Annotated in this window: 28 protein-coding genes and 1 pseudogene; 19 read left to right on the top strand and 10 right to left on the bottom strand. The window is 52.3% G+C overall.

The features are described 5' to 3' along the window. Positions 1–68 precede the first annotated feature (68 nt). From rsxA to gstA, 9 genes are all read left to right on the top strand, one after another. Positions 69–650: an electron transport complex subunit RsxA gene (gene rsxA, locus OOJ59_RS14650; protein ID WP_160955824.1), complete on the top strand. Its 582-nt coding sequence runs from the start codon at positions 69–71 to the stop codon at positions 648–650. After that, positions 650–1,228 carry an electron transport complex subunit RsxB gene (gene rsxB, locus OOJ59_RS14645; protein WP_032943340.1) on the top strand — a complete coding sequence of 193 codons (579 nt, stop codon included), beginning with the start codon at positions 650–652 and terminating at the stop codon, positions 1,226–1,228. The genes rsxA and rsxB overlap by 1 nt, the downstream gene beginning before the upstream one ends. Further along, positions 1,221–3,338, top strand: a complete 2,118-nt coding sequence (gene rsxC / locus OOJ59_RS14640) for an electron transport complex subunit RsxC (RefSeq protein WP_268063421.1) — start codon at positions 1,221–1,223, stop codon at positions 3,336–3,338. The genes rsxB and rsxC overlap by 8 nt, the downstream gene beginning before the upstream one ends. Next, positions 3,339–4,391 carry an electron transport complex subunit RsxD gene (gene rsxD, locus OOJ59_RS14635; protein WP_085049398.1) on the top strand — a complete coding sequence of 351 codons (1,053 nt, stop codon included), beginning with the start codon at positions 3,339–3,341 and terminating at the stop codon, positions 4,389–4,391. Positions 4,392–4,400: 9 nt separating this feature from the next. Next, positions 4,401–5,021: an electron transport complex subunit RsxG gene (gene rsxG, locus OOJ59_RS14630; RefSeq protein WP_085049399.1), complete on the top strand. Its 621-nt coding sequence runs from the start codon at positions 4,401–4,403 to the stop codon at positions 5,019–5,021. Between the two features lie 3 nt (positions 5,022–5,024). Next, entirely contained in the window at positions 5,025–5,717 is a 693-nt protein-coding gene (locus OOJ59_RS14625; protein WP_038640410.1) for an electron transport complex subunit E, read from the top strand. Next, positions 5,717–6,352: an endonuclease III gene (nth, locus tag OOJ59_RS14620; RefSeq protein WP_137347238.1), complete on the top strand. Its 636-nt coding sequence runs from the start codon at positions 5,717–5,719 to the stop codon at positions 6,350–6,352. Before OOJ59_RS14625 ends, nth begins: the two co-directional genes overlap by 1 nt. 613 nt (positions 6,353–6,965) lie before the next feature. Further along, on the top strand, positions 6,966–8,471 hold the full coding sequence (gene dtpA / locus OOJ59_RS14615; RefSeq protein ID WP_038640405.1) for a dipeptide/tripeptide permease DtpA: 1,506 nt from the start codon (positions 6,966–6,968) through the stop codon (positions 8,469–8,471). Positions 8,472–8,575: 104 nt separating this feature from the next. Further along, the gene (gene gstA, locus OOJ59_RS14610) at positions 8,576–9,181 is read left to right on the top strand and encodes a glutathione transferase GstA (RefSeq protein WP_150344993.1); all 606 of its coding nucleotides are present in this window, start codon (positions 8,576–8,578) and stop codon (positions 9,179–9,181) included. A gap of 107 nt (positions 9,182–9,288) precedes the next feature. Here the strand turns inward: gstA and pdxY are convergent, their stop codons facing one another. The 5 genes from pdxY to anmK all read right to left on the bottom strand — a co-directional run bounded on the left by pdxY (position 9,289) and on the right by anmK (position 13,869). Next, positions 9,289–10,149: a pyridoxal kinase PdxY gene (gene pdxY / locus OOJ59_RS14605; RefSeq protein ID WP_038640402.1), complete on the bottom strand. Its 861-nt coding sequence runs from the start codon at positions 10,147–10,149 to the stop codon at positions 9,289–9,291. A gap of 64 nt (positions 10,150–10,213) precedes the next feature. After that, a complete protein-coding gene (gene tyrS, locus OOJ59_RS14600) occupies positions 10,214–11,488 on the bottom strand; it encodes a tyrosine--tRNA ligase (RefSeq protein WP_038640399.1) in 1,275 nt (424 codons plus the stop codon). A gap of 126 nt (positions 11,489–11,614) precedes the next feature. Continuing rightward, positions 11,615–12,271: a pyridoxamine 5'-phosphate oxidase gene (gene pdxH, locus OOJ59_RS14595; RefSeq protein ID WP_268063420.1), complete on the bottom strand. Its 657-nt coding sequence runs from the start codon at positions 12,269–12,271 to the stop codon at positions 11,615–11,617. A 59-nt stretch (positions 12,272–12,330) separates the two neighbouring features. Then, entirely contained in the window at positions 12,331–12,654 is a 324-nt protein-coding gene (gene mliC / locus OOJ59_RS14590; protein WP_038640393.1) for a C-type lysozyme inhibitor, read from the bottom strand. Positions 12,655–12,747: 93 nt separating this feature from the next. After that, positions 12,748–13,869 (bottom strand): anhydro-N-acetylmuramic acid kinase, encoded by a 1,122-nt coding sequence (gene anmK, locus OOJ59_RS14585; RefSeq protein WP_038640391.1) that lies wholly within the window; start codon positions 13,867–13,869, stop codon positions 12,748–12,750. A gap of 273 nt (positions 13,870–14,142) precedes the next feature. Here anmK and slyB point away from each other — a divergent pair, with 273 nt between their 5' ends. After that, positions 14,143–14,610, top strand: a complete 468-nt coding sequence (slyB, locus tag OOJ59_RS14580; RefSeq protein ID WP_003029175.1) for an outer membrane lipoprotein SlyB — start codon at positions 14,143–14,145, stop codon at positions 14,608–14,610. Between the two features lie 46 nt (positions 14,611–14,656). Here slyB and slyA read toward each other — a convergent pair whose 3' ends face one another. Further along, positions 14,657–15,097, bottom strand: a complete 441-nt coding sequence (gene slyA / locus OOJ59_RS14575) for a transcriptional regulator SlyA (protein WP_019076732.1) — start codon at positions 15,095–15,097, stop codon at positions 14,657–14,659. 192 nt (positions 15,098–15,289) lie between these two features. Here slyA and OOJ59_RS14570 point away from each other — a divergent pair, with 192 nt between their 5' ends. From OOJ59_RS14570 to OOJ59_RS14560, 3 genes and pseudogenes are all read left to right on the top strand, one after another. Further along, positions 15,290–15,526, top strand: coding sequence for a DUF1656 domain-containing protein (locus tag OOJ59_RS14570; RefSeq protein WP_038640388.1), 237 nt, complete (start codon positions 15,290–15,292; stop codon positions 15,524–15,526). 2 nt (positions 15,527–15,528) lie between these two features. Beyond that, entirely contained in the window at positions 15,529–16,392 is an 864-nt protein-coding gene (locus OOJ59_RS14565; protein WP_038640386.1) for an efflux RND transporter periplasmic adaptor subunit, read from the top strand. After that, positions 16,389–18,429, top strand: a pseudogene (locus OOJ59_RS14560) (FUSC family protein). Before OOJ59_RS14565 ends, OOJ59_RS14560 begins: the two are co-directional and overlap by 4 nt. Here OOJ59_RS14560 and sodC read toward each other — a convergent pair. The 3 genes from sodC to OOJ59_RS14545 all read right to left on the bottom strand — a co-directional run bounded on the left by sodC (position 18,405) and on the right by OOJ59_RS14545 (position 20,196). Then, on the bottom strand, positions 18,405–18,929 hold the full coding sequence (gene sodC, locus OOJ59_RS14555) for a superoxide dismutase [Cu-Zn] SodC (protein WP_160955822.1): 525 nt from the start codon (positions 18,927–18,929) through the stop codon (positions 18,405–18,407). The pseudogene OOJ59_RS14560 and the gene sodC sit on opposite strands and share 25 nt — an antisense overlap. An 81-nt stretch (positions 18,930–19,010) precedes the next feature. After that, positions 19,011–19,907 (bottom strand): aldo/keto reductase, encoded by an 897-nt coding sequence (locus tag OOJ59_RS14550; protein ID WP_038640383.1) that lies wholly within the window; start codon positions 19,905–19,907, stop codon positions 19,011–19,013. 49 nt (positions 19,908–19,956) lie between these two features. Next, positions 19,957–20,196, bottom strand: a complete 240-nt coding sequence (locus tag OOJ59_RS14545) for a DUF1289 domain-containing protein (RefSeq protein ID WP_038640381.1) — start codon at positions 20,194–20,196, stop codon at positions 19,957–19,959. Between the two features lie 100 nt (positions 20,197–20,296). Here OOJ59_RS14545 and OOJ59_RS14540 point away from each other — a divergent pair, with 100 nt between their 5' ends. The 4 genes from OOJ59_RS14540 (at position 20,297) to rnt (ending at position 23,296) form a co-directional block, all read left to right on the top strand. Beyond that, entirely contained in the window at positions 20,297–20,896 is a 600-nt protein-coding gene (locus tag OOJ59_RS14540; protein ID WP_038640379.1) for a TetR/AcrR family transcriptional regulator, read from the top strand. 54 nt (positions 20,897–20,950) lie between these two features. Further along, a complete protein-coding gene (locus OOJ59_RS14535; RefSeq protein ID WP_038640378.1) occupies positions 20,951–22,048 on the top strand; it encodes an alkene reductase in 1,098 nt (365 codons plus the stop codon). A 97-nt stretch (positions 22,049–22,145) separates the two neighbouring features. Continuing rightward, entirely contained in the window at positions 22,146–22,553 is a 408-nt protein-coding gene (gloA, locus tag OOJ59_RS14530; RefSeq protein WP_038640376.1) for a lactoylglutathione lyase, read from the top strand. 95 nt (positions 22,554–22,648) lie between these two features. After that, entirely contained in the window at positions 22,649–23,296 is a 648-nt protein-coding gene (gene rnt / locus OOJ59_RS14525) for a ribonuclease T (protein WP_038640374.1), read from the top strand. Between the two features lie 53 nt (positions 23,297–23,349). Here the strand turns inward: rnt and grxD are convergent, their stop codons facing one another. Then, complete coding sequence (grxD, locus tag OOJ59_RS14520; RefSeq protein ID WP_003832760.1) at positions 23,350–23,697, bottom strand: monothiol glutaredoxin 4; 348 nt, start codon at positions 23,695–23,697, stop codon at positions 23,350–23,352. Positions 23,698–24,031: 334 nt separating this feature from the next. Here grxD and OOJ59_RS14515 point away from each other — a divergent pair, with 334 nt between their 5' ends. Together OOJ59_RS14515 and sodB are read left to right on the top strand one after the other, a co-directional pair. Further along, on the top strand, positions 24,032–24,862 hold the full coding sequence (locus OOJ59_RS14515) for a C40 family peptidase (RefSeq protein ID WP_038640372.1): 831 nt from the start codon (positions 24,032–24,034) through the stop codon (positions 24,860–24,862). Between the two features lie 127 nt (positions 24,863–24,989). Then, entirely contained in the window at positions 24,990–25,571 is a 582-nt protein-coding gene (sodB, locus tag OOJ59_RS14510) for a superoxide dismutase [Fe] (RefSeq protein WP_137351554.1), read from the top strand. Positions 25,572–25,576: the final 5 nt, after the last annotated feature.

Genomic DNA, 25,576 nt, shown 5'->3' with positions numbered 1-25,576 from the left:
CAGTTAACCTGTTGTCGCCTGTTGTAGATTGTCAGATAATAGGCGGCTTTTTTATTTCAGGCCGAAAAATGACTGATTACCTGCTGCTGTTTGTCGGAACTGTGCTGGTCAACAACTTTGTACTGGTTAAGTTTCTGGGCCTCTGTCCGTTTATGGGCGTTTCCAAAAAACTGGAAACCGCAATGGGTATGGGCCTGGCCACGACGTTTGTCATGACGCTGGCCTCTATTTGCGCATGGTTGATTGATACCTGGATCCTCATTCCGCTCAATCTCATCTATCTGCGCACGCTGGCTTTTATTCTGGTCATCGCCGTCGTCGTGCAATTTACCGAGATGGTGGTCCGTAAAATCAGCCCTGCGCTTTACCGCCTGCTGGGGATCTTCTTACCGCTGATCACCACAAACTGTGCGGTGTTGGGGGTGGCGTTGCTGAATATTAACCTCGGCCATAACTTCTTACAGTCGGCGCTATACGGTTTTTCTGCCGCCGTCGGCTTCTCACTGGTAATGGTACTGTTTGCCGCCATTCGCGAACGCCTCGCTGTGGCAGACGTCCCTGCTCCGTTTCGCGGTAATGCGATTGCGCTGATTACCGCCGGTTTAATGTCATTGGCCTTTATGGGCTTTAGTGGTTTGGTGAAGTTGTAATGAATGCTATCTGGATTGCCGTTGCCGCAGTGAGTCTGCTGGGTCTGGCGTTCGGCGCTATTTTGGGTTACGCCTCGCGACGCTTTGCCGTTGAGGATGACCCGGTCGTGGAGAAAATTGATGAAATTCTCCCGCAAAGCCAGTGTGGACAGTGCGGTTATCCAGGCTGTCATCCCTATGCTGAAGCGATCGGCTCGCAGGGTGAAAAAATCAATCGTTGCGCGCCCGGTGGTGAAGCGGTGATGTTAAAAATCGCTGCCCTGCTGAACGTCGACCCGCAGCCGATTGATGGTGATGAACAAGATGTTACGCCCGTGCGAATGCTGGCGGTCATTGATGAAAATAATTGTATTGGTTGCACAAAGTGCATTCAGGCCTGTCCGGTCGATGCCATTGTGGGTGCGACCCGCGCCATGCACACAGTGATGAGCGATCTCTGCACCGGCTGCAACCTGTGCGTTGACCCATGTCCAACGCAATGTATCGAATTACGCCCGGTGGCTGAGACGCCCGATAGCTGGAAATGGGATTTAAACACTATCCCTGTGCGCATCATTCCTGTGGAACAACATGTTTAAGTTATTCTCTGCATTCAGAAAAAACAAAATCTGGGATTTTGATGGCGGCATTCATCCACCAGAAATGAAGACCCAGTCAAACGGTACGCCGCTGCGGCAGGTTCCGCTGGCGCCGCGCTTCGTTATTCCCCTGAAACAACATATTGGCGCGGAAGGTGAACTGTGTGTCAACGTGGGCGACACCGTCCTGCGTGGCCAGGCGTTAACCATCGGGCGTGGCAAAATGCTGCCGGTACATGCGCCAACGTCAGGCACTATTGTTGCTATTGCGCCGCACTCCACCGCACACCCTTCGGCATTAGCCGAGCTAAGCGTCATCATTGATGCCGATGGCGAAGACCGCTGGATTGAGCGTGATGGCTGGGCCGATTACCGTTCCCGTAGTCGGGAAGAGCTTATTGCACGTATTCATCAGTACGGCGTCGCCGGTCTGGGCGGCGCAGGTTTCCCAACCGGGGTTAAGCTACAGGGCGGCGGCGATAAAATTGAAACGCTGATCATCAACGCCGCAGAATGCGAGCCGTACATTACGGCGGATGACCGTCTGATGCAGGACTGCGCGGCTCAGGTCGTCGAGGGTATCCGCATCCTCGCGCACATTCTTCAGCCGCGTGAGATCCTGCTGGGAATAGAAGATAACAAACCGCAGGCAATTTCCATGCTGCGTGCGGTGCTGGCCAATTCGCACGATATCAGCTTACGCGTGATCCCAACCAAGTACCCGTCCGGCGGCGCCAAGCAGTTAACGCAAATTCTGACCGGTAAGCAGGTACCTCATGGCGGACGCTCCTCAGATATTGGCGTGCTGATGCAAAACGTCGGGACCGCCTACGCGATTAAACGTGCGGTCATTGACGGAGAACCTATTACCGAGCGTGTTGTGACGCTTACAGGCGAAGCCGTCAGCCGTCCGGGCAACGTCTGGGCGCGTTTAGGTACGCCGGTTCGTCATCTACTCAGCGACGCGGGTTTCTGCCCTTCCGCCGACCAGATGGTGATTATGGGCGGGCCGCTGATGGGGTTTACGCTGCCATGGCTGGATGTACCGGTGGTGAAGATCACCAACTGCCTTTTGGCCCCCTCTGCCAGTGAAATGGGTGAAACACCGGAGGAGAAAGGCTGCATTCGCTGTAGCGCCTGCGCCGATGCCTGCCCGGCCGATCTTCTGCCGCAGCAACTCTACTGGTTCAGTAAAGGGCAGCAGCACGATAAAGCCACAACTCACAATATTGCAGACTGCATCGAATGCGGCGCTTGCGCATGGGTATGCCCAAGCAATATTCCGCTGGTGCAGTATTTCCGCCAGGAAAAGGCCGAGATTTATGCTATTAGCCAGGAAGAAAAACGCGCCGCGGAAGCCAAAGCACGTTTTGAAGCCCGGCAGGCGCGACTTGAGCGTGAAAAAGCCGCACGTCTTGAACGCCACAAAAGTGCTGCCGTACAACCTGCGGCTAAAGATCATGATGCCATCGCCGCCGCGCTGGCTCGCGTAAAAGAGAAACAGGCTCAGGCAATGCAACCGGTTGTTATTCAGGCTGGCGAAAAACCTGACAATAGCGCAGTGATTGCCGCTCGCGAGGCGCGTAAAGCACAGGCTCGTGCGGCCCGGACGGAAAATTCACACAAAACCGAAGACAGCAGCGCGGGTACCGACCCGCGTAAAGCGGCAGTCGAAGCGGCTATCGCCCGCGCCAAGGCCCGTAAACTTGAGCAGCAGCCGGTGACTGAAATCGCTGAACCGGTTGACCCACGTAAAGCGGCAGTTGAAGCGGCAATCGCCCGCGCCAAAGCCCGTAAGCTTGAGCAGCAGTCGGTGACTGAAACCGCTGAACCGGTGGATCCGCGTAAAGCCGCCGTCGAAGCGGCAATCGCCCGCGCCAAAGCCCGTAAGCTTGAGCAGCAGACGGTAACGGAAACAGCAGAACCGGTGGATCCGCGTAAAGCCGCCGTCGAAGCGGCAATCGCCCGCGCCAAAGCCCGTAAGCTTGAGCAGCAGTCGGTGACTGAAACCGCTGAACCGGTGGATCCGCGTAAAGCCGCCGTCGCGGCCGCTATCGCACGCGCCCAGGCTAAAAAAGCCGCACAGCAGCAGGTTGTAAACGAGGAATAAATGGTATTCAGAATAGCAAGCTCCCCCTATACCCATAACCAGCGTCAGACATCACGCATCATGATGTTGGTGTTACTTGCTGCATTGCCGGGGATCGTCGCGCAGCTGTGGTTCTTTGGCTGGGGGACGTTGTTGCAGATCGTTCTGGCCGCCATTAGCGCCATCGGCGCCGAAGCGGCTGTACTTAAACTGCGGAAACAACCCATTGCGCCGATTTTAAAAGATAACTCCGCGCTCCTTACGGGGTTGCTGCTGGCCGTGAGTATTCCTCCGCTGGCCCCCTGGTGGATGGTGGTATTAGGCACAGTATTTGCCGTTATCATTGCAAAACAGCTGTATGGCGGCCTCGGACAAAACCCGTTCAATCCCGCCATGATTGGCTACGTCGTACTGCTTATCTCATTCCCGGTGCAGATGACAAGCTGGCTGCCGCCGCAGGAAATTGCAGCCACGGTACCCGGATTCTTTGACGCTCTGAACGTAATCTTTACCGGACATACCACGGGCGGCAGCGATATGAACGCGCTCCGTATGGGAATCGACGGCATCAGCCAGGCTACGCCCCTTGATACCTTCAAGACTTCTCTGCATGCGGGACGAACGGTTGAACAGGTAATGCAGTACCCGATTTACAGCGGCATGCTCGCGGGTGCCGGATGGCAGTGGGTTAACCTTGCCTGGTTGGTTGGCGGCATTGTGCTGTTATGGCAAAAAGCGATTCGCTGGCATATCCCGGTTAGTTTCCTGCTGTCGCTCGCTGTTTGCGCTACTTTAGGCTGGATTTTCTCGCCAGAGTCGCTGGCATCGCCTCAGTTACATCTACTTTCTGGCGCGACGATGCTCGGCGCTTTCTTTATTCTTACCGATCCCGTTACGGCATCGACCACCAACCGTGGTCGCCTGATTTTTGGCGCGCTTGCGGGTTTGTTAGTGTGGTTAATCCGCAGTTTTGGTGGCTATCCTGATGGCGTGGCCTTTGCCGTGTTGCTGGCAAATATTACGGTTCCCCTGATTGATTATTACACCCGCCCTCGCGTGTACGGACATCGCTAAGGACAACATATGCTGAAAACGATTCGTAAACACGGTATTACTCTGGCGCTGTTTGCCGCCGGATCTACGGGGTTAACCGCGGCAATCAATCAATTAACCAAATCCACTATCGATGAACAAGCGGCGTTGCAGCAAAAAGTATTGTTTGATCAGGTTCTGCCTGGCAATCGCTACAATAACGCGTTGTCTGAGAGTTGCTATCTGGTGAATGCGCAAGCGTTAGGTAAAGGGACTCACCGTGTGTATATCGCGCGCCAGGACGATCGACCTGTTGCGGCAATTCTCGAAGCCACTGCCCCAGATGGTTATTCCGGCGCTATTCAACTGTTGGTTGGTGTGGATTTCACAGGTACCGTATTGGGCACACGCGTAACTGAACACCATGAAACGCCGGGGCTGGGCGATAAAATTGAGCTGCGTCTGTCCGACTGGATCACCCACTTTAGCGGCAAAACGATCGGCGCGGGTAACGATGCCCATTGGGCGGTGAAGAAAGATGGCGGCGACTTCGACCAGTTTACTGGCGCAACCATTACGCCGCGTGCGGTAGTTAATGCGGTGAAACGCGCCGGTTTGTATGCGCAGACGTTGCCAGCGCAACTCCCTCAACTTAGCGCCTGTGGAGAATAAACCATGAGCGAAATTAAAGATGTCATTGTCCAGGGGTTATGGAAAAATAACTCCGCGCTTGTGCAGTTACTTGGTATGTGCCCGCTGTTGGCGGTAACGTCTACCGCCACCAATGCGTTAGGTCTGGGACTGGCGACTACGCTCGTCCTGACGCTGACGAACCTGACCATTTCAGCCCTGCGTCGCTGGACACCGTCTGAAATTCGTATTCCGATTTATGTCATGATCATCGCTTCCGTCGTGAGTGCGGTACAGATGCTGATTAATGCTTACGCTTTTGGCCTGTATCAGTCTCTGGGGATCTTTATTCCGCTGATTGTGACCAACTGTATTGTTGTTGGTCGTGCTGAAGCCTTCGCGGCTAAAAAAGGCCCGGCATTATCCGCCCTTGATGGGTTCTCCATCGGTATGGGCGCAACTGGGGCCATGTTTGTTCTGGGCTCGCTGCGTGAAATAATTGGTAACGGCACGCTATTTGATGGCGCAGACGGTCTGTTAGGCAGTTGGGCTAAAGTACTACGCGTAGAGATCTTCCATACCGATACGCCGTTTCTGCTGGCCATGCTGCCACCGGGCGCTTTCATTGGTCTGGGCCTGATGCTGGCGGTGAAATATCTGATCGATGAGAAAATGAAGAAACGTCGTGCCGAAGCGGCTGTTGCAGACAGTCCGGTTGGTGAAACAGGGAATGTGTAATGAACAAAGCAAAACGGCTGGAAATACTGACACGCCTGCGTGATAACAATCCGCATCCAACCACTGAGCTGAATTTTACATCGCCGTTCGAACTGCTGATTTCGGTCTTGCTCTCCGCGCAGGCCACCGATGTCAGCGTCAATAAAGCCACGGCTAAGCTGTACCCTGTCGCCAATACCCCTGCCGCTATGCTGGAGCTCGGCGTAGACGGGGTTAAGTCCTACATCAAGACAATCGGGTTGTTCAACAGCAAAGCGGAGAACGTGATTAAGACCTGCCGCATTCTGCTGGACAAACATAATGGCGAAGTGCCAGAAGACCGGGCCGCATTAGAGGCCCTGCCCGGGGTTGGGCGAAAAACAGCCAACGTGGTGTTAAATACCGCCTTCGGTTGGCCTACCATTGCGGTAGATACCCATATTTTTCGCGTCTGTAATCGCACGCAATTTGCGCCAGGCAAAAACGTCGAGCAGGTAGAGGAAAAATTACTGAAAGTCGTACCGAGTGAATTTAAAGTCGATTGCCATCACTGGTTAATCCTTCATGGCCGCTACACCTGTATTGCCAGAAAACCGCGCTGCGGTTCTTGCATCATCGAAGATCTCTGCGAATTCAAAGAGAAAGTTGATATCTGATACTGATGGGGCGTTCCCTTTGCCCCTTTGACACATAACGATTAGTTATGCACTCCCTAAACAATCTTTTCCCGTCGATGATGCCATTCAACTGCGCATATCTAACGCATTATTCTTGTGTATAAACACCTGAGCAGGTTAATCGTTTTTTTAGTAATAGAAATTTCTATCTATACGTGATGCAGATCACTCAGACAACACAATGTTAAATAATTTTTATTTTTTAGTTAAAGTGACAATCAGATGACCTTACTGAACAGTTTCTAAACAAAACATTACACTGGCTATTTTTCAGATAATGGCCTATATCACTGGATTCAACCGCAAATAGCAGAACATATCGCCGCATTGCGGTTTTTGGGTGACTTAAACAGTGTAAAAATCTGCGATTTTTCAAATGAAAAAATTTAACGCTAGATAACATTTCTCTGTACCGATGATTTCACCACCCAGGATATATGTAACAGATTATTACAAACCACTTGTCTGAATGGTCAAGATAGTGAACATTACTTGCCGTTTCCCCTCCCACTATAACAATCGGACGGATGAACTTGATTCATCACGTACCTGAACACCCCCGTTGATATGGGATGTAAAAAAAGAGGTAAAAGTGTCTACTGCAAACAATAAACCAACAGAAAGCGTTAGTTTAAACGCCTTCAAACAACCGAAAGCGTTCTATCTCATTTTCTCGATAGAGCTGTGGGAACGTTTTGGTTATTACGGCCTGCAAGGGATTATGGCCGTCTACCTGGTTAAGCAACTGGGTATGTCAGAAGCGGATTCCATCACCCTTTTCTCGTCCTTTAGCGCCCTGGTGTATGGTCTGGTTGCCATCGGCGGCTGGTTAGGTGATAAAGTTCTGGGAACAAAACGTGTCATTATGCTGGGCGCCATTGTTCTGGCCATCGGTTATGCGCTGGTTGCATGGTCCGGTCACGATGCCGGTATTGTTTATATGGGCATGGCGGCCATCGCGGTCGGTAACGGCCTGTTTAAAGCCAACCCATCCTCCCTGCTCTCTACCTGCTATGCAAAAGATGACCCGCGTCTTGATGGTGCATTTACCATGTACTACATGTCCGTCAACATCGGTTCATTCTTCTCTATGCTGGCAACGCCATGGTTAGCTGCGCGTTACGGCTGGAGCACCGCGTTCGCGCTGAGCGTCGTAGGTATGCTGATCACCGTGGTTAACTTCGCATTCTGTCAGCGCTGGGTTAAACAGTACGGTTCTAAACCTGACTTTGAGCCGATCAACTTCCGTAACCTGCTGCTGACCATCGCTGGCGTTGTGGTTCTGATTGCGATTGCGACCTGGCTGCTGCACAACCAGGAAATCGCCCGTATGGTTCTGGGTGTGATTGCCATTGGTATCGTATTTATCTTCGGTAAAGAAGCCTTCACCATGCACGGTGCTGCGCGTCGTAAAATGATCGTCGCCTTCATTCTGATGCTGGAAGCGATTATCTTCTTCGTGCTGTACAGCCAGATGCCGACTTCACTGAACTTCTTCGCGATTCGTAACGTTGAACACTCTATTCTGGGTATTGCTTTTGAACCTGAGCAGTACCAGGCGCTGAACCCGTTCTGGATCATCATTGGTAGCCCAATCCTCGCCGCTATCTATAACAAGATGGGTGATACGCTGCCGATGCCGACCAAGTTCGCGATTGGTATGGTGCTGTGCTCCGGTGCGTTCCTGATCCTGCCGCTGGGTGCGAAGTTCGCCACCGATGCGGGCATCGTTTCTGTTAACTGGCTGATCATCTGCTATGGCCTGCAAAGCATCGGTGAGCTGATGATTTCCGGTCTGGGTCTGGCCATGGTGGCGCAGCTGGTTCCGCAGCGTCTGATGGGCTTCATCATGGGGAGCTGGTTCCTGACCACTGCCGGTGCAAACATCATCGGCGGTTACGTCGCCAACATGATGGCAGTTCCAGAAAACGTGACTGACCCGCTGATGTCTCTGGAAGTCTACGGTCGTGTGTTCCTGCAAATTGGTGTTGCAACGGCGGTTATCGCTGTTCTGATGCTGCTGACGGCGCCGAAACTGAATCGTATGACTCAGGACGATGACGTTAATGAGAAAGCCTCTAAGGCCGCGACAGCGTAATTCTCAGGGAAACTCATTTTCAGGCCGCTAACTGTTGTTAGCGGCTTTTTTTTTACCTGAGGTAGCACTACCATACGATAAACCTCAGCCAAAAGGAGTTACCGATGAAACTATTCTACAAACCGGGCGCTTGTTCTCTCGCTTCCCACATCACGCTGCGTGAGAGCGGTAAAGATTTCACGCTGGATGGTGTCGATTTGATGAAGAAACGTCTGGAAAACGGCGATGATTTTTTCGCGGTAAACCCCAAAGGACAAGTTCCCGCGCTGCTGCTGGACGACGGTACATTACTAACCGAAGGCGTCGCCATCATGCAGTACCTGGCGGACACAGTGCCAGACCGCCACCTCCTCGCCCCTACCAGCAGCCTCTCCCGTTACAAAACCATCGAATGGCTTAATTACATTGCGACAGAACTGCATAAAGGTTTTACCCCGCTGTTCCGTCCCGATACGCCGGAAGACTTCAAGCCAACTGTTCGCGCGCAGCTGGAGAAAAAAATGCAGTACGTGAATGAATCGCTGAAAGATGAGCAATGGATCTGCGGCCCGCGCTTCAGCATTGCAGACGCTTATCTGTTCACCGTGCTGCGTTGGGCTTATGCGGTTAAGCTGAATATGGCAGGATTAAGCCATATCGAGGCGTATATGGCGCGTATGACTGAACGCCCGGCGGTTGCCGCAGCGCTTAAAGCAGAAGGGTTGAGCTAATCACTAATGTGCCGGATGGCGGCGCCAGGCGCTTTATCCGGCCTACTTACTTGGCTGGCTGACGGCCAAACGTACGCCCGATAAGCGTGAGCGCCATCGGGCATTGATTACAACTGCGTCGCGCTAAAGTAGTGTTCAGGCATCGCGATACGATCCTGAGCGGCTACCACCTGCAGTTCATACTCATGCATTTCTTTGGTGGCGATCATCACTTCGTACACTGCCGCCGTCACATGCTCAAGCGCCTGCTGTAAAGACGCGCCCTGGAGCAGTTTCACCAGCAGCAAGCCGCTGGTAACGTCACCCACGCCAACCGGCTGACGCGCGCCAAAATCGACTAATGGGCGGCTGATATGCCACGCCTGTTGCGCAGTGACCAGCAGCATCTCGAAACGATCGGTGCTAATACCTGCGCGGGCCAGATGCTTCACCAGCACAATTTCTGGCCCCTGGGCGATCAGTTCACGGGCAGCCATCACCGCTTCAGTCACATTGTGAACCGCATGTTCGCACAGAATTTCAAGTTCAACCAGGTTCGGGGCAATAATGTCGCTGGCGGGAAGCGCATGACGCACATGAAATTCCGCCACGCCCGGCGCGACGATACACCCTTTCTCCGGATGCCCCATCACGGGGTCACAAAAGTATTTTGCCCGCGGATTGGCCGCTTTAACCTGGCGCACAATACCCAGAATATGCTCACCCTGCTCTGCCGAGCCAAGATAGCCGCTTAGTACTGCGTCACAGGTCTGGAGTTTATCGATATCGGCAATACCCTGCACGATTTCAGTCAGATGAGTCGGCGGCATAACGCAACCGGTCCATTTGCCGTACTGCGTGTGGTTAGAGAACTGCACGGTATTTAGCGGCCAGACATTTGCGCCAAGACGACGCATCGGAAATTCAGCCGCGCTGTTGCCCGCATGACCAAAAACAACGTGGGACTGGATGGCGAGGATATTTTTCATTTTACTTATCACAACCCTGAAAAAATAAAGGGGCGTAGTTTCCCACGCCCCTGCTAACTAAATCTTACTTCCAGCAAATCAGACAATAGTTCTTCTTGCCACGGCGTAATAAGGTGTAGCGCCCGAAGAGGATATCACTCTCCTGGAAGAAATATTCCGGATCGGATTGCTTCTCACCGTTGATGGTCACCGCGTTAGACGCAATGGTCTTACGCGCCTGGCCGCGAGACGGTTGCAGTTCGGAATCGACCAGCGCCTGCATCAGATCCGCACCTTTCTCCATCTCAATCATCGGCACGCCATCCTGCGCCAGCTGTTCGAAATCCGCTTCGCTCAAATCGCTCAGGTTGCCGTTGAACAAGCTTTCGGTAATGCGTTTTGCCGCAACCAGACCTTCTTCACCGTGAACCAGACGTGTGACCTGCTCAGCCAGAACATACTGGGCACGCGGTGCTTTACCACTGTTCTTATCTTCTTCTTCCAGCGCATTGATCTCTTCAATGTCCATGAACGTGAAGAATTTCAGGAAGCGATAAACGTCCGCATCAGCGGTGTTGATCCAGAACTGGTAGAATTTGTACGGACTGGTTTTCTTCGGATCCAGCCACACTGCGCCGCCTTCGGTCTTACCGAATTTGGTGCCGTCCGCTTTGGTGATCAGCGGAACGGTCAAACCAAATACCTGATTCTGGTGCAGACGGCGGGTCAGGTCGATACCTGAGGTAATGTTACCCCACTGGTCAGAACCACCAATCTGCAGCGTCACGCCGTGCAGTTTATTCAGGCAGGCAAAATCATAGCCCTGCAGCAGATTGTAAGAAAACTCGGTAAAGGAGATCCCCTGATCGTCACGGTTCAGACGTTGCTTAACCGCTTCTTTGTTGATCATCTGGTTAACAGAGAAGTGTTTGCCGATATCTCGCAGGAAAGTCAGTACATTCATACCGCCAAACCAGTCGTAGTTGTTCGCAGCAATCGCCGAGTTGTCGCCACAGTCGAAATCGAGGAACGGTGCAACCTGCTTACGGATTTTATCCACCCACTCCTGCACGGTGTCTTCGGTATTCAGTTTACGCTCGGCGGCTTTAAAGCTCGGGTCACCAATCAGACCGGTCGCGCCACCTACCAGTGCAACAGGCTTATGGCCTGCCTGCTGGAAGCGTTTCAGGCATAACAATGGAACCAGATGCCCCAAATGCAAGCTGTCAGCGGTAGGATCGAAGCCGCAATAGAGCGCGATCGGGCCTTGCGCCAGTCGCTCTGCTAACGCTTCCTCGTCCGTCACCTGGGCCACCAGCCCCCGCTCTTGCAATTGTTTAATCAAGTTACTGCTTGCCATCAAAATCTCCATGTATAAAACGACTGCACCTTTGCCGGTACACGACTTTTCGCCTGATGCGAAAGAAACATAGAATAAAGCGCCGGATTGATCAGCACCAGCGCTTAAAACAAGAATTTTGCATCTTTAGGGGGCCAGACGATCAATTTTCCACGCGTTATCTTCACGTTGGTATAAAAAACGATCGTGCAGACGATTTTCGCCGCCCAGCCAAAACTCCATTTGTTCAATACTTACGCGAAAGCCGCCCCAGAAACTGGGCAACGGAACTTCCCCTTGCTGAAACTTCTGCTTCAGCTCAAGGAATTTGCTTTCAAGAATGCCGCGAGCGGAGATTCGACTGGACTGTTTAGATACCCAGGCGCCAATCTGGCTGTCGCGTGGGCGACTGTGGAAATACTTCACCACCTCAAGCGTGGAAAGGCGCTCAGCCTTGCCAATCACCATCACCTGTCGTTCCAGGGTATGCCATGGGAACAACAGACTGATACGGGGGTTCTTCTCGATTTGATGCGCCTTGCGGCTACCGAGGTTGGTATAGAAAACCAGCCCTTTGTCATCATAATGTTTGAGCAACACGATGCGCTGATACGGCTGACCGTTTTCATCAACGGTCGCAACAACCATAGCAGTAGGGTCTGCCAGTTTGGCATCGCAGGCTTGCCCCAGCCAACGCTCAAACAGCGCAAGGGGCTCGGCGGGAAGATCGTGGCGGCGCAGACCGCCTTTCGTGTATTCACGGCGCAGATGCGCGATTTGCTGCAATTCGTCGTTATCAGACATGATGTTGGGCTACGGATTGTCAGTGGGTGACGCTATTGTGCGCCGCCCAGGTGAAAATCTCAACGCTTCGGGTTCTGTAACTGACAGTTATTTAGCACAATTCTGTCTCGTTTATAGACCGTTGCCTCGTCGCCTTTAGACCAGAAGACGTAGATACCATCCGTATAGCGCGCCCCCGATGCCGACATGCCCTGTTTGAGGTTCAATAGCTGATTATCATAAACAAAGTTCACTTCCTGGCGCGTATTGTTCAGCTTCACGGTAAGCGGTTTTTCATCACAGCGGTATTCAAGCGTGTCGGTTTGCATACGCTCAACAAATTGGTTGTACACGCTGCACCCGCTAAGCAGTACCGGCAGACATACTAACAACAGTTTTTTCATAGCCCTATCCTGAAGACTTTCCTGGTCCCGGAGGGTAATGGCACCCTCCCTAATATCCCTAGTTTACCGGTATGCTGCGCTGAATAATTTCAGTTAACTCTGAGTTCGCGGATTGGCAGGATAAATCGCCCCTAACACGCTCGGCTCTGACGCCCCGGTCACAGAAGGTAAATTTCCCGGTAATCCAGCCAGCGTTCGCCACGCCAGCCAGGCAAAGGCTAACGCTTCCATATCGTCGCCGCTGATCCCGGCTTCATCGGTAGAGGTGACTTCGGTACCTGACAATAATGCCGCCAGACGCATCATCAGCAGCGGATTACGGCTTCCACCGCCACATACCATGAGGCGATCGCAACCGCCGCTTAACAAGACCTGCTCTGAAATGGTGACGGCCGTCAGTTCGGCAAGCGTCGCCTGTACATCGCGTGGGCTGATTCCCGGGAACTGCGCCAGATGACGCTCTATCCAGCCGTAATTGAAATACTCACGACCAGTGCTTTTGGGCGCAGGCGTGGAAAAATAAGGGTCGTTAAGCATATTTTGCAGCAACGGCAGGACTACCGTTCCTGAAATGGCCCACTGCGCATCTTTGTCGTAAGGTTGACCGCATTGCCGCCAGATCCAGGCATCCATCAGCATATTGCCCGGCCCGGTGTCGTATCCACGAACGGGTTGTTGCGGAATAAGCAGAGACAAATTGGCAATTCCGCCGATGTTCAGCACCATCCGCCGTTCCGTAGGATGAGCCAACAGTGCCTGATGAAACGCAGGAACAAGTGGCGCGCCCTGCCCACCGAGCGCGATGTCACGCCGACGAAAATCGCCGACGACGGTTATCCCGGTACGCGCGACAATCTGGTTGTTATCACCAATTTGCAGCGTGTGCGGCGCGGCGCCGTTCGGTTCATGCCACACGGTTTGTCCGTGGCAACCAATCGCCACGATATCCTGCGGTTTCAATTTTTCCTTCGCCAGTAGCGCATTTACCGCCTCAGCAAAAAGATAACCCAGTTGCGCATCCAGTTGACCAAACTGAGAAAGCGTAAGCTGCTGCCCCTGGCAGATATCCAGAATCGCCTGTTTTACATGACCAGGGATAGGCCAGGTCAGACTCGCCTGCTGTGCAACCATCGTTTCATCTATTGTCGCCAGCACAACATCGACGCCATCAAGGCTGGTTCCAGACATAACACCGATAAAACGGCCCGATTTCATACGTCATCCTTTTAAGCAAATTAGCCTTGACACTCAACCATAAAGTGCAGACTAATGCCATGCTTCCTGAATGATTTTTGAGAGGAAATCATGCCAACGGTCGCTTAATTACATCAATTATATGAATGATTCGTTTATACTCGGTTGATCCGATTTCGGTTAAGATTTTCATATTGTGCCAGTGGAACATGTGACCTCAGGCTCACAAATGCCATATAATTTAACCATGATGGGGCTTTATTAGCGTTTCGTGGTGACAAAGGAGATTTGTAAATGATTAAACGTGTGCTGATTGTTTCATTAATGGGCGTATCTTTAGCGGGCTGCGTGAACAATGATAGCCTTTCAGGCGACGTATATACCGCATCCGAAGCGAAACAAGTTCAGAACGTTACCTACGGTACGATTGTTCATGTTCGTCCGGTGCAAATCCAGGGTGGCGATGACGCAAACGTAATTGGCGCTATCGGTGGTGCGGTGCTCGGCGGGTTCCTGGGTAACACCGTCGGCGGCGGTACGGGTCGTTCATTAGCGACGGCTGCAGGCGCAGTTGCCGGTGGCGTTGCGGGCCAGGGCGTGCAAGGCGCGATGAATAAAACTCAGGGTGTCGAACTGGAAATCCGTAAGGATGATGGTAATACCATCATGGTGGTTCAGAAACAGGGCGCGACCAAATTCTCTGCGGGTCAGCGTGTTGTTATGGCGAACAACGGCAGCCAGGTTACCGTGTCTCCACGTTAATCGAATTTACGTGTGGTCAGGCTCTGGCCACACGTCATCTCTCGTCTCAGCCCTGAGACTGCAGTTCAATAATATTGTGTTCCAGTCTGGCGACCAGTTTTATCAGCAGATCAATTTCCTCAGCTGAAATCCCTTCCAGAATCTCTCCACGTGTCTTGTTGATAACCGCTTCCATATCTGCGATCAGTGGTTCGGCTTTCTCAGTCAGTTTAATTCTCTTTGCCCGACGATCGCTGGCGCAAGTCTGTCGTGAAATGAGTCCCTTTTCTTCCAACTGGTCAAGCGTACGTACCAGCGAAGGCTGTTCGATGCCAATCGCTTTAGCCAACTGGATCTGCGATTGATCCGGCGGCAACTGATGAATGTTGTGCAGCGTAACCCAATGCGTCTGCGTCAACTCCAGAGGTTTCAGGCGATGGTCAATCAGAGCACGCCAAATGCGCACCAACCGTGCCAGATCAGAACCTAATGGCGATTCCAATTTCATCTCCTTATAATTAGCTTGCTAAGTTATTGTACTGATTTTAGAATAGTGTGCAGCATTTGTATTCTCAAAACAAATGTATTGCCAAATTTGCTTACCGGTTGACATTTTTTCAGACATTATGTGTTACAGAGACTCATCGTCTCTTTTTTGCTAAACCTATAGCAATGCTCTCTTCCGTCAAGGATTTTGCCCGTGAAGTTTATGTTTAATGCAACAGGATTGCCCCTACAAGATTTAATGATCGGTGCATCTGTCTACTTCCCTCCCATTTTCAAGGCGTTTGTCGCAGGGTTTATTCTCTGGTTGGTTGTTCATCGCCTGCTGCGCGACTGGATTTATTCCGGTGAGATCTGGCATCCCCTGTTGATGGATCTGTCTCTCTTTACGCTTAGCGTAGGTCTGGCCTTTGTTATGCTGATTGTGTGGTGATTATGTCGCTCAAAACCATTAAATACTTCTCAACCATTATAGTCGCTGCAATCGCAGTTTTTGCCGGATGGTGGATGTGGAATTACTATATGCAATCGCCCTGGACACGTGATGGCAAAGTGCGCGCAGAACAGGTCAGCATCACACCGCAGGTTTCGGGCAGCATTAATGAACTCAATATAAAAGATAACCAGTTCGTGAATAAAGGTGATGTCCTGTTTACTATCGACAAGACGCCGTTTCACATTGCTGAACTGAATGCGCAAGCACAGCTGGCGAAAGCTCAATCCGATCTGGCAAAAGCGAATAACGAAGCCAATCGCCGTCGTCACTTATCGCAAAATTATATCTCAGCCGAAGATCTGGATACCGCCAACCTCAACGTAAAAGCGATGCAGGCAAGCGTTGAAGCAGCCGAGGCCAGTTTACGCCAGGCGCAATGGCAACTGTCGCAAACGGTCGTCAAAGCGCCCGTAGCGGGCTGGGTCACCAACCTTTCAACCCGCACCGGCGACTACGCCTCAACCGGTAAGCCGCTGTTTGCTCTTGTCGACAGCCACTCTTTTTATGTAATGGGGTATTTTGAAGAAACGAAGTTGCGTCACATACGCGAAGGTGCGCCGGCGTTAATTACGCTCTACAGCGGCAACGTTAAGTTACAGGGTCACGTTTCCAGTATCGGTCGCGCAATTTATGACCAAAGTGTTGAAAGCGATTCCGGTCTGATTCCCGACATCAAACCTAACGTGCCGTGGGTACGTCTGGCGCAGCGTGTCCCTGTACGCATTGAATTTGACGCTTTACCGCAGGATGTCACACTGGTTTCTGGTACCACCTGTAGCGTCTCCATCGGCCAGCGTAAATGAAAATGCCCCCCCTGACGCCAGGCAATTGGCCATGGTTTAAAGCCACGCCGGCACAGTGGCGTTATGCGCTGCGTAACACCATTGCAATGTGTCTGGCGTTAACCTTCGCCTATTATCTCAATCTGGACGAGCCCTATTGGGCGATGACTTCGGCGGCGGTGGTGAGTTTCCCTACCGTCGGCGGGGTGATCAGCAAAAGCCTGGGCCGTGTAGCCGGTAGTTTACTTGGCGCGACAGCCGCACTGATTATTGCCGGCCATACCCTTAATGAACCGTGGCTTTTTCTGCTGAGCATGTCAGTCTGGATCGGCTTTTGTACCTGGGCCTGCGCGCATTTTACTAATAACGTCGCCTACGCCTTTCAACTGGCGGGTTACACGGCGGCGATCATCGCGTTTCCCATGGTCAATACCGTCGAGATCACGCAGTTATGGGATATCGCGCAGGCCCGCGTATGCGAGGTCATTGTCGGTATCTTGTGCGGGGGTATGATGATGATGATCCTACCCAGCACCTCCGATGGCACCACGTTGCTTACAGCACTGAAAAACATGCATACGCGTTTGCTGGAACATGCCAGTTTGCTCTGGCAACCGGAGACAACGGATGCCATCCGCACGGCACATGAAGGTGTTATCGGCCAGATTCTGACCATGAACCTGTTGCGTATACAGGCGTTCTGGAGTCACTACCGCTTTCGCCGCCAAAATGCCTTACTCAATTCGCTGTTGCATCAGCAACTACGTATGACCAGCGTGATTTCCAGCCTGCGCAGAATGCTGCTGAACTGGCCTAATCCTCCCGCTAATACCCGCGATATCATTGAGCAATTACTTGGCGCGCTGGTCAAATCCAATACCGACAGCTATACCGTCGCGCGTATCATCGCCCCACTGCGGCCCGTCGATGCCCGCGATTATCGACACGTCGCCTTCTGGCAACGGCTGCGCTATTTTTGCCGCCTCTACTTACGTAGCAGCCATTACCTGCATTTGCTGGAAAATGGCGTTACCGCCGAACGTATCAATGTTGCTCGTACGCCAGGGCTTGCCCGCCATACCGATAATGCGGAAGCTATCTGGAGCGGGTTGCGCACGTTCTGCACTTTGATGCTTATCGGCGCATGGAGCATTGGCGCACAATGGGAATCAGGATCTGGCGCACTCACGCTCGCGGCCATCAGCAGCGTGTTGTATTCCGCCGTTGCCACGCCCTTCAAATCACTTTCCTTGTTAATGCGCACGTTGGTTCTGTTGTCGCTGTTTAGCTTTGTGGTCAAGTTTGGTTTGATGGTACAAATTACCGACCTCTGGCAGTTCATCCTGTTTCTCTTCCCGCTCCTCGCCACCATGCAGTTGTTAAAGCTACAAATGCCTGCGCTGGCGGGGCTTTGGGGGCAGCTTATCGTGTTTATGGGATCGTTCATCGCGGTAACGAATCCCCCGGTATACGATTTTGCTGATTTTCTGAATGACAATTTGGCGAAAATCACCGGCGTGGCGCTGTCATGGCTGGCATTCGCCATTCTACGCCCCGGATCGGATGCGCGGAAAAGCCGCCGTCATATTCGCGCCCTGCGTCGGGATTTTGTCGATCAGCTCAGCCGACATCCTGCACTCAGTGAGAATGAATTTGAGTCGTTGACCTATCATCACGTCAGCCAGCTGAGTAACAGTCAGGATGCGCTGGCGAGGCGTTGGTTATTACGTTGGGGGGTTGTCTTGCTGAACTGCTCGCATGTGGTGTGGCAACTACGTACCTGGGAGGCGCGCTCAGATCCGCTGGCTCGCGTCAGGGACGTGTGTATCGCGTTGCTTCGCGACGTGATGAGTGAGCGCGGCGTCCAACAACGACCGTTGAATGCCACGCTAAACGAGCTACAGCGTATCTGCGATACGCTCGCCCACCATCACCAACCTGCTGCGCAGGAGTTGTCGGCCCTCGTCTGGCGGCTGCATTGCTCGCTGTCACAGCTTGAACAGGCACCACCACCGGGTACGCTAAGCAGCTGATTATTTGATAACGCCACAGGCGTAGCGCGCTCCGCCACCGCCAAGCGGTTTCGGTTGATCGGACATATTATCGCCGCCCACATGAATCATCAGCGCCTTACCTTTTACCTCATCCAGGGATTTAAGCCGGGGCGCAACGACCGGTGTTGTAGCGTTACCATCGTTATTCACCACCAGCAGCGGCAGGTCACCCATGTGGCCTGCACCTTCCGGGCCTTCGTGTTTACCCGTTTGGTGAGGGTCGTAATGCCCTCCCGCTGATTCCGCCGCTGACGCCTTCCCGTCTTTAATCGCCGGTTGGCAGCTGCCGTTGGCATGCACATGGAAACCATGTTCACCCGGCGGCAACGCTTTCAAATCGGGGGTAAATTCCAGCCCCTTTCCGGTTTCAGTAATTGAGACAGTACCAATCGCCTGGCCGACGCCTTGCGACATCACCAGATTCATCGTCACTTTTTCTTCACTGGCAGCCTGCGCACCTGCACAGGCCAGTAAGGTAATAATGGCTAAACTCAAACGCTTCATAAGACCTCCGTCTAAAAGGTGTCTGATTGATAAGTGTAAACCAGTGACACAAATTTGAACGGTGAAGCGCCAAAAACGCGATTAAGGCACGTCATAACCGAGCGCGGCTTTACGGATACGGAACCATTGTTGGCGAGACATGTTCAGCGCTTCGGACTCAATGGCGGCACGAACACGCTCGATTTTACCCGAACCAATAATCGGCAGCGGTTGCGAAGGCAGACGTAAGATCCAGGCGTACACCACCTGCTCAATAGACTGTGCGTTCAACTCTTCTGCGATCGCGGCCAGTTCATTGCGCAGCGGCTGGAAGGCATCGTCATTAAACAGACGACCGCCTCCGAGGCAGGACCAGGCCATCGGGCGGATACGCAGCTGTTGCAATTGATCTAATGTGCCATCCAGCAGGAGTGGCTGATGCACCGGTGAAATTTCAACCTGGTTGGTCGCCAGAGTAAACGGCAGACGCGATTGCAGCAGCGAGAACTGCGCAGGGGTGAAATTAGAGACGCCAAAGTGACGCACTTTGCCGCTATGGTGCAATTTTTTAAATGCGTCGGCCACATCGTCTGCATCCATCAGTGGATCGGGACGATGGATCAGCAGCAAATCAATATGATCGGTCGCCAACAGCTTTAACGATTGTTCCGCGCTGGCAATAATATGGGCGCTGTCGGTAATGTAGTGCCCGAGCGCATTTTCCGTGCGCGCCGTCGTGGCGATCCCGCATTTGGTGACAATCTGCATTTTCTCACGTAAATGCGGAGCCAGCTTCATCGCCTCGCCAAACGCTGCTTCACACTGGTATCCGCCGTAGATATCGGCGTGATCGACGGTGGTAACGCCCAGGTCAAGATGCTCTTCAATAAAGCTGACTAACTGACGCGTGGACATATTCCAGTCCATCAGGCGCCAGTAACCCATCACAAAGCGAGAAAATTCCGGGCCTTGCGGCGCAATAGTAATACGCTGAACCATAGCAGCTTCCTTATAAATGAATGTGCATCGAGTATACGCAATTACGCTTTTAAAAGAGTGAAGGTTGTTGCGGTTCTTCCGGCGGGTTAGGTTTGTTTGCACGTAATTTACGCATCAGGCGCTGACGACAAAGACGCAGCACGTCCTGCTTTTCGGCATCGCTCATTTTTTGCCAGTTAAAACGCTCATCCCGGCTACGAAAACAGCCACGGCAAAAGCCGCGCTCGTCAGACTGACATATACCACGGCATGGGCTCTGGACGGGGAAAAATTCCAGCTGTTCGGCCACATCCCCTCCTGTAGTAAGATTGATATATCTATTGAAGACGTTAACTGAATTTCTCGCAAGCGCCATTGCATTAGACCGACTGGTCTATTATGCTTCTTTCATGAACAAAGTCACTGAACACGATACACGCGAACATCTTCTGGCGACTGGCGAGCTGCTGTGCATGCAGCGTGGCTTCACCGGCATGGGTCTGAGTGAGCTACTGAAAACCGCTGAAGTGCCTAAGGGTTCGTTTTATCACTATTTTCGCTCAAAAGAAGCGTTCGGCGTCGCGATGCTGGAACGCCACTATGCGGCTTATCATCAGCGATTGGCTACGCATTTTGATACGGGGGCGGGAAATTACCGCGACAGGATTCTGGCTTACTATCAGGAAACCCTGAATCAGTTTAGCCAGCACGGCATTATTAGCGGTTGTTTAACCGTTAAACTGTCTGCCGAAGTGTGCGATCTGTCAGAAGATATGCGTACCGCGATGGATAAAGGCGCGCGACACATTATTGCGTTGCTGGCGCAGGCGCTGGAGAAAGGTCAGGCCAATCATTGTCTGTCTTTTGTTGGTGAGCCATTACAGCAGGCGCAGGTTTTGTATGCGCTGTGGTTGGGCGCCAATCTTCAGGCCAAGATTTCTCGTAGCGCCACGCCGCTGGAAAATGCGCTGGCGCACGTTAAAACCATCATTACAACGCCTGCCGTTTAACAGGCGTTTTTATTTCTTTTATTACTAGACGACCGGTCTATTCAGGAGTACCACATGTCATCTGAAAAATTGTTTTCCCCACTGAAAGTGGGTGCCATTACGGCAGCAAACCGCGTTTTTATGGCGCCATTGACGCGTCTGCGCAGCATCGAGCCTGGCGACATCCCTACTCCGCTGATGGCCGAGTATTACCGTCAACGCGCCAGCGCGGGACTCATCATCAGTGAAGCGACGCAGATTTCCGCCCAGGCGAAAGGCTATGCCGGTGCGCCGGGACTACACAGCGAAGCGCAGATTGCCGCATGGAAGAAAATCACTGCAGCCGTACATGCTGAGCAAGGTCATATTGCTGTCCAGTTGTGGCACACCGGGCGCATCTCCCACGCCAGTCTGCAGCCAAACGGCCAGCCACCGGTAGCACCTTCCGCGATTAGCGCCGGTACCCGCACCTCACTGCGCGATGAAAACGGTCTGGCGACGCGTGCCGATACGACTATGCCGCGCGCACTCGAAACGGAAGAAATTCCGGGTATCGTTAATGATTTCCGTCAGGCAATTGCTAACGCGCGTGAAGCGGGTTTCGACATGGTAGAACTGCACTCCGCCCACGGCTACCTGCTGCACCAGTTCCTGTCGCCAACCTCTAACCAGCGTACCGATCAATACGGCGGTAGCGTCGAGAATCGTGCGCGTCTGGTGCTGGAAGTTGTCGATGCCGGTATTAAAGAATGGGGTGCCGATCGCATTGGCATTCGCGTCTCTCCGATTGGCTCTTTCCAGAACGTCGACAACGGTCCGAATGAAGAAGCCGACGCGCTGTATCTGATTGAACAACTGGGCAAGCGCGGTATCGCTTATCTGCATATGTCTGAACCGGACTGGGCTGGTGGTGAGCCGTATTCCGACGCGTTCCGCGAGAAAGTGCGTGCCCGTTTCCACGGTCCGATCATTGGCGCGGGCGCTTACACGCCTGAAAAAGCCGAAACGCTGATCGAGAAAGGTCTGATCGACGCCGTTGCTTTTGGTCGCGCTTATATCGCTAACCCGGATCTGGTGGCGCGTCTGCAACATAAAGCGGAACTGAACCCACAGCGTGCCGAAAGCTTCTACGGCGGCGGCGCGGAAGGTTACACCGATTACCCGACCCTCTAACGTCACAATCTCCGTTCTGCCATTGATAGCGGCGTAACAACGCCGCTATACTAAAACAACATTTTGAATGTATTAGCCATTTTCGAAGGGGAAAAAGATGCGTTTACTTCATACCATGCTGCGCGTGGGTGACCTGCAGCGTTCCATCGAGTTTTATACCAACGTGCTGGGCATGAAGCTGCTGCGTACCAGCGAAAACCCTGAATACAAGTACTCTCTGGCCTTTGTTGGCTACGGTCCTGAAACCAGTGAAGCCGTGATCGAACTGACCTATAACTGGGGCGTTGACAACTATGAGCTGGGCACAGCCTACGGTCATATCGCCCTGAGCGTAGACAACGCGGCTGAAGCCTGCGAACGTATTCGTCAGAACGGTGGTAACGTGACGCGTGAAGCTGGCCCGGTAAAAGGCGGCACAACCGTGATCGCGTTTGTTGAAGATCCGGACGGCTACAAAATTGAATTAATTGAAGAGAAAGACGCCGGGCGCGGCCTGGGCGACTAACCTCCCCCTCGGGCGCAGATCGTCTGTGCCCGTAGTTTTATCATCATCATTTTGCCATAATACGCGCTGCAATTTTCCCGTATTAAGAGACCCAGATGTCCGATAACGCTCAACTTTCCGGTCTGTGTGACCGTTTTCGTGGTTTTTACCCTGTCGTCATTGATGTCGAAACCGCAGGGTTTAATGCCAAAACCGATGCGCTGCTTGAGATCGCAGCCATCACATTGAAAATGGATGAACAAGGCTGGCTGATGCCGGACACGACGTTACATTTCCACGTAGAGCCGTTTGAAGGGGCAAATTTGCAGCCTGAAGCGCTCGCCTTTAACGGTATTGACCCTAACAATCCTTTACGTGGCGCGGTCAGCGAATACGACGCTCTGCATGCCATCTTTAAAATGGTACGTAAAGGCATTAAAGACAGCGGCTGCAATCGGGCAATCATGGTGGCGCATAACGCCACATTCGACCACAGTTTTATGATGGCCGCTGCAGAACGCGCCTCACTGAAACGTAACCCGTTTCACCCGTTCGTTACCTTTGATACTGCGGCATTAAGCGGTCTGTCGCTGGGGCAAACTGTGTTATCAAAAGCATGCCTGGCGGCAGGAATGGAATTTGATGGCACTCAGGCGCACTCGGCGCTGTATGACACCGAACGTACGGCCGTGCTGTTTTGTGAAATCGTTAACCGCTGGAAACGCCTCGGCGGCTGGCCTCTCCCCGTGCCGGAAGACGCATAACGGACCGATAAAAAAAGCGACCCTCACAGGTCGCTTTTTTATTTCAGCTGATATTACTCAGCGTCCGGCTCTTCGGTTTTGTATTTCGCCGCTGTTTCTTTAATCAGCTGCTGCAACTCACCGCGCTGGTACATTTCAATGAGAATGTCACACCCGCCAACCAGCTCGCCATCAACCCACAGCTGTGGGAAGGTCGGCCAGTTTGCGTATTTCGGCAGCTCGGCGCGAATATCCGGGTTCTGCAGAATATCAACATAAGCAAAGCGTTCACCACAGGCGGACAGCGCCTGTACGGCCTGAGCGGAGAAACCGCAGCTTGGCAGTTTAGGGGAACCCTTCATGTACAGGAGAATTGGGTTTTCAGCGATCTGGCGCTGGATTTTTTCGATAGTGGTGCTCATTATCTTGCTTCCTTAAACTTCTTTTACGGCAGTAGTCTGACATTGTAGCGGGTCAGGCAGGCAACGGAAAATAACATTTTCATTACGCGTTATTATTTTATCGCCTGCCGTTAAAAGTTGCATTCTTAATCTTACTTACCCGCTCGAAGTGTATGGTTTTGATTATTTATTCACCGGCTACACTTTGATTTGCTGTTTTTTTTTGCGGTCGGTAACGAAACGCCGCGTTAAACAAAAAAAGCTATTAACTTTCCCCGTTTCGATAGATTAGAATCATCAAGTTTTGAAAATCACACGCAGGTATGATAGACCTGCCTTAACAGAGGACTGCTCAGTGGCGCGGATAAACCGAATCTCGATCACGCTCTGTGCTTTACTTTTTACTACACTGCCTTTTACGCCTATGGCGCATGCTTCCAAGCAGGCCAGGACGACACCTACCAGTTCCCACACCGTCAAAACGGTAGATAAAAAGAAAAGCGCAACAACCAGCCAAAAAACAGCCAGGACCAACAAGAAATCGGCGACAAAAACCACCAGCAAAACCAGTAGCAAAACAGCCTCCTCTTCTAAAAAACGCACAGCCACTCCGGCAAAATCGACTAAAACGGTAAACCGTCGCAGCAAAAATGCCGCAGCACAAACCGCTGCCGTTACCTGGACTGAAAAATGTACGCCGCGCAAAGGTCATAAACCGCGCTGTGTGAAAGTGAAAACCGCCGCACCGACAACGCTTGCTGAGGCGCATAAAGTTAAAGTGCAGAAAGCGACGAAAACCGCTATGTCCACCCTGATGAACCAAATCGGCAAACCTTACCGTTGGGGCGGCTCTTCGCCAAGAACCGGCTTTGATTGCAGCGGTCTGGTCTATTACGCCTATAAAGATCTGGTTAAATTCCGCATTCCGCGTACGGCGAATGAAATGTACCACCTGCGTGACGCCGCACCGATTGAACGTGGCGAGCTGAAAAACGGTGACCTGGTCTTTTTCCGTACCCAAGGTCGCGGTACAGCCGATCACGTCGGTGTTTACGTGGGTAACGGTAAATTTATTCAGTCACCGCGCAGCGGTCAGGAAATTCAAATCACTTCTCTGAGCGAAGATTACTGGCAGCGCCACTATGTCGGCGCGCGTCGGGTAATGACACCAAAAACAATTCGCTAAAAACTTACCCTACAGAACATGCTGTAGGGTAAGTTCTTCTTTTGCATAACCTTTCAATTTGCTACCCTATCCTTACTCACAATGAGGCTATTGTGTGTACTCAATATAAATAATAAGGAGAGAAGCAATGTCGTTTGAATTACCTGCATTACCGTATGCCAAAGATGCTCTGGCACCGCACATTTCTGCCGAAACGCTGGAATACCACTATGGCAAACACCATCAAACCTACGTGACCAACCTGAACAACCTGATCAAAGGCACGGCGTTTGAAGGTAAATCACTGGAAGAGATCGTTCGTAGCTCTGAAGGCGGTGTATTCAATAATGCTGCACAGGTATGGAACCACACGTTCTACTGGAACTGCCTGGCGCCGAACGCAGGTGGCGAGCCGACCGGTAAACTGGCCGATGCAATTGCCGCCTCCTTTGGCAGCTTTGCGGATTTCAAAGCGCAATTCACCGATGCCGCTATCAAAAACTTCGGTTCTGGCTGGACCTGGCTGGTTAAAGGAAAGGATGGCAAACTGGCTATCGTTTCTACTTCCAACGCAGGTACTCCGCTGACGACCGACGCGACGCCGCTGATGACCGTTGACGTATGGGAACACGCCTACTACATCGATTATCGCAATGCCCGTCCTGGCTACCTGGAGCACTTCTGGGCGCTGGTGAACTGGGAATTTGTTGCGAAGAACTTCGCAGCATAAAATGA

Origin of the sequence: Citrobacter sp. W9 (assembly GCF_026719375.1) — a bacterium.
In the GTDB taxonomy this organism is placed as follows: domain Bacteria; phylum Pseudomonadota; class Gammaproteobacteria; order Enterobacterales; family Enterobacteriaceae; genus Citrobacter; species Citrobacter werkmanii.
Note: the sequence above shows the minus strand (reverse complement) of the source record. Positions and strands in the feature narration are given on the sequence as shown.

What these genes read in the sequence shown, in the direction of transcription:
- slyB (WP_003029175.1), top strand. Translation starts at nt 14,143, where the DNA reads ATGATTAAACGTGTGCTGATTGTTTCATTAATGGGCGTATCTTTAGCG.
- nth (WP_137347238.1), top strand. Translation starts at nt 5,717, where the DNA reads ATGAACAAAGCAAAACGGCTGGAAATACTGACACGCCTGCGTGATAAC.
- rsxG (WP_085049399.1), top strand. Translation starts at nt 4,401, where the DNA reads ATGCTGAAAACGATTCGTAAACACGGTATTACTCTGGCGCTGTTTGCC.
- sodC (WP_160955822.1), bottom strand. Translation starts at nt 18,929, where the DNA reads ATGAAGCGTTTGAGTTTAGCCATTATTACCTTACTGGCCTGTGCAGGT.
- rsxA (WP_160955824.1), top strand. Translation starts at nt 69, where the DNA reads ATGACTGATTACCTGCTGCTGTTTGTCGGAACTGTGCTGGTCAACAAC.
- pdxY (WP_038640402.1), bottom strand. Translation starts at nt 10,149, where the DNA reads ATGAAAAATATCCTCGCCATCCAGTCCCACGTTGTTTTTGGTCATGCG.
- pdxH (WP_268063420.1), bottom strand. Translation starts at nt 12,271, where the DNA reads ATGTCTGATAACGACGAATTGCAGCAAATCGCGCATCTGCGCCGTGAA.
- gloA (WP_038640376.1), top strand. Translation starts at nt 22,146, where the DNA reads ATGCGTTTACTTCATACCATGCTGCGCGTGGGTGACCTGCAGCGTTCC.
- anmK (WP_038640391.1), bottom strand. Translation starts at nt 13,869, where the DNA reads ATGAAATCGGGCCGTTTTATCGGTGTTATGTCTGGAACCAGCCTTGAT.
- slyA (WP_019076732.1), bottom strand. Translation starts at nt 15,097, where the DNA reads ATGAAATTGGAATCGCCATTAGGTTCTGATCTGGCACGGTTGGTGCGC.
- grxD (WP_003832760.1), bottom strand. Translation starts at nt 23,697, where the DNA reads ATGAGCACCACTATCGAAAAAATCCAGCGCCAGATCGCTGAAAACCCA.
- rsxC (WP_268063421.1), top strand. Translation starts at nt 1,221, where the DNA reads ATGTTTAAGTTATTCTCTGCATTCAGAAAAAACAAAATCTGGGATTTT.
- rsxD (WP_085049398.1), top strand. Translation starts at nt 3,339, where the DNA reads ATGGTATTCAGAATAGCAAGCTCCCCCTATACCCATAACCAGCGTCAG.
- OOJ59_RS14540 (WP_038640379.1), top strand. Translation starts at nt 20,297, where the DNA reads ATGAACAAAGTCACTGAACACGATACACGCGAACATCTTCTGGCGACT.
- tyrS (WP_038640399.1), bottom strand. Translation starts at nt 11,488, where the DNA reads ATGGCAAGCAGTAACTTGATTAAACAATTGCAAGAGCGGGGGCTGGTG.
- sodB (WP_137351554.1), top strand. Translation starts at nt 24,990, where the DNA reads ATGTCGTTTGAATTACCTGCATTACCGTATGCCAAAGATGCTCTGGCA.
- OOJ59_RS14535 (WP_038640378.1), top strand. Translation starts at nt 20,951, where the DNA reads ATGTCATCTGAAAAATTGTTTTCCCCACTGAAAGTGGGTGCCATTACG.
- mliC (WP_038640393.1), bottom strand. Translation starts at nt 12,654, where the DNA reads ATGAAAAAACTGTTGTTAGTATGTCTGCCGGTACTGCTTAGCGGGTGC.
- gstA (WP_150344993.1), top strand. Translation starts at nt 8,576, where the DNA reads ATGAAACTATTCTACAAACCGGGCGCTTGTTCTCTCGCTTCCCACATC.
- OOJ59_RS14625 (WP_038640410.1), top strand. Translation starts at nt 5,025, where the DNA reads ATGAGCGAAATTAAAGATGTCATTGTCCAGGGGTTATGGAAAAATAAC.
- rsxB (WP_032943340.1), top strand. Translation starts at nt 650, where the DNA reads ATGAATGCTATCTGGATTGCCGTTGCCGCAGTGAGTCTGCTGGGTCTG.
- OOJ59_RS14565 (WP_038640386.1), top strand. Translation starts at nt 15,529, where the DNA reads ATGTCGCTCAAAACCATTAAATACTTCTCAACCATTATAGTCGCTGCA.
- rnt (WP_038640374.1), top strand. Translation starts at nt 22,649, where the DNA reads ATGTCCGATAACGCTCAACTTTCCGGTCTGTGTGACCGTTTTCGTGGT.
- OOJ59_RS14550 (WP_038640383.1), bottom strand. Translation starts at nt 19,907, where the DNA reads ATGGTTCAGCGTATTACTATTGCGCCGCAAGGCCCGGAATTTTCTCGC.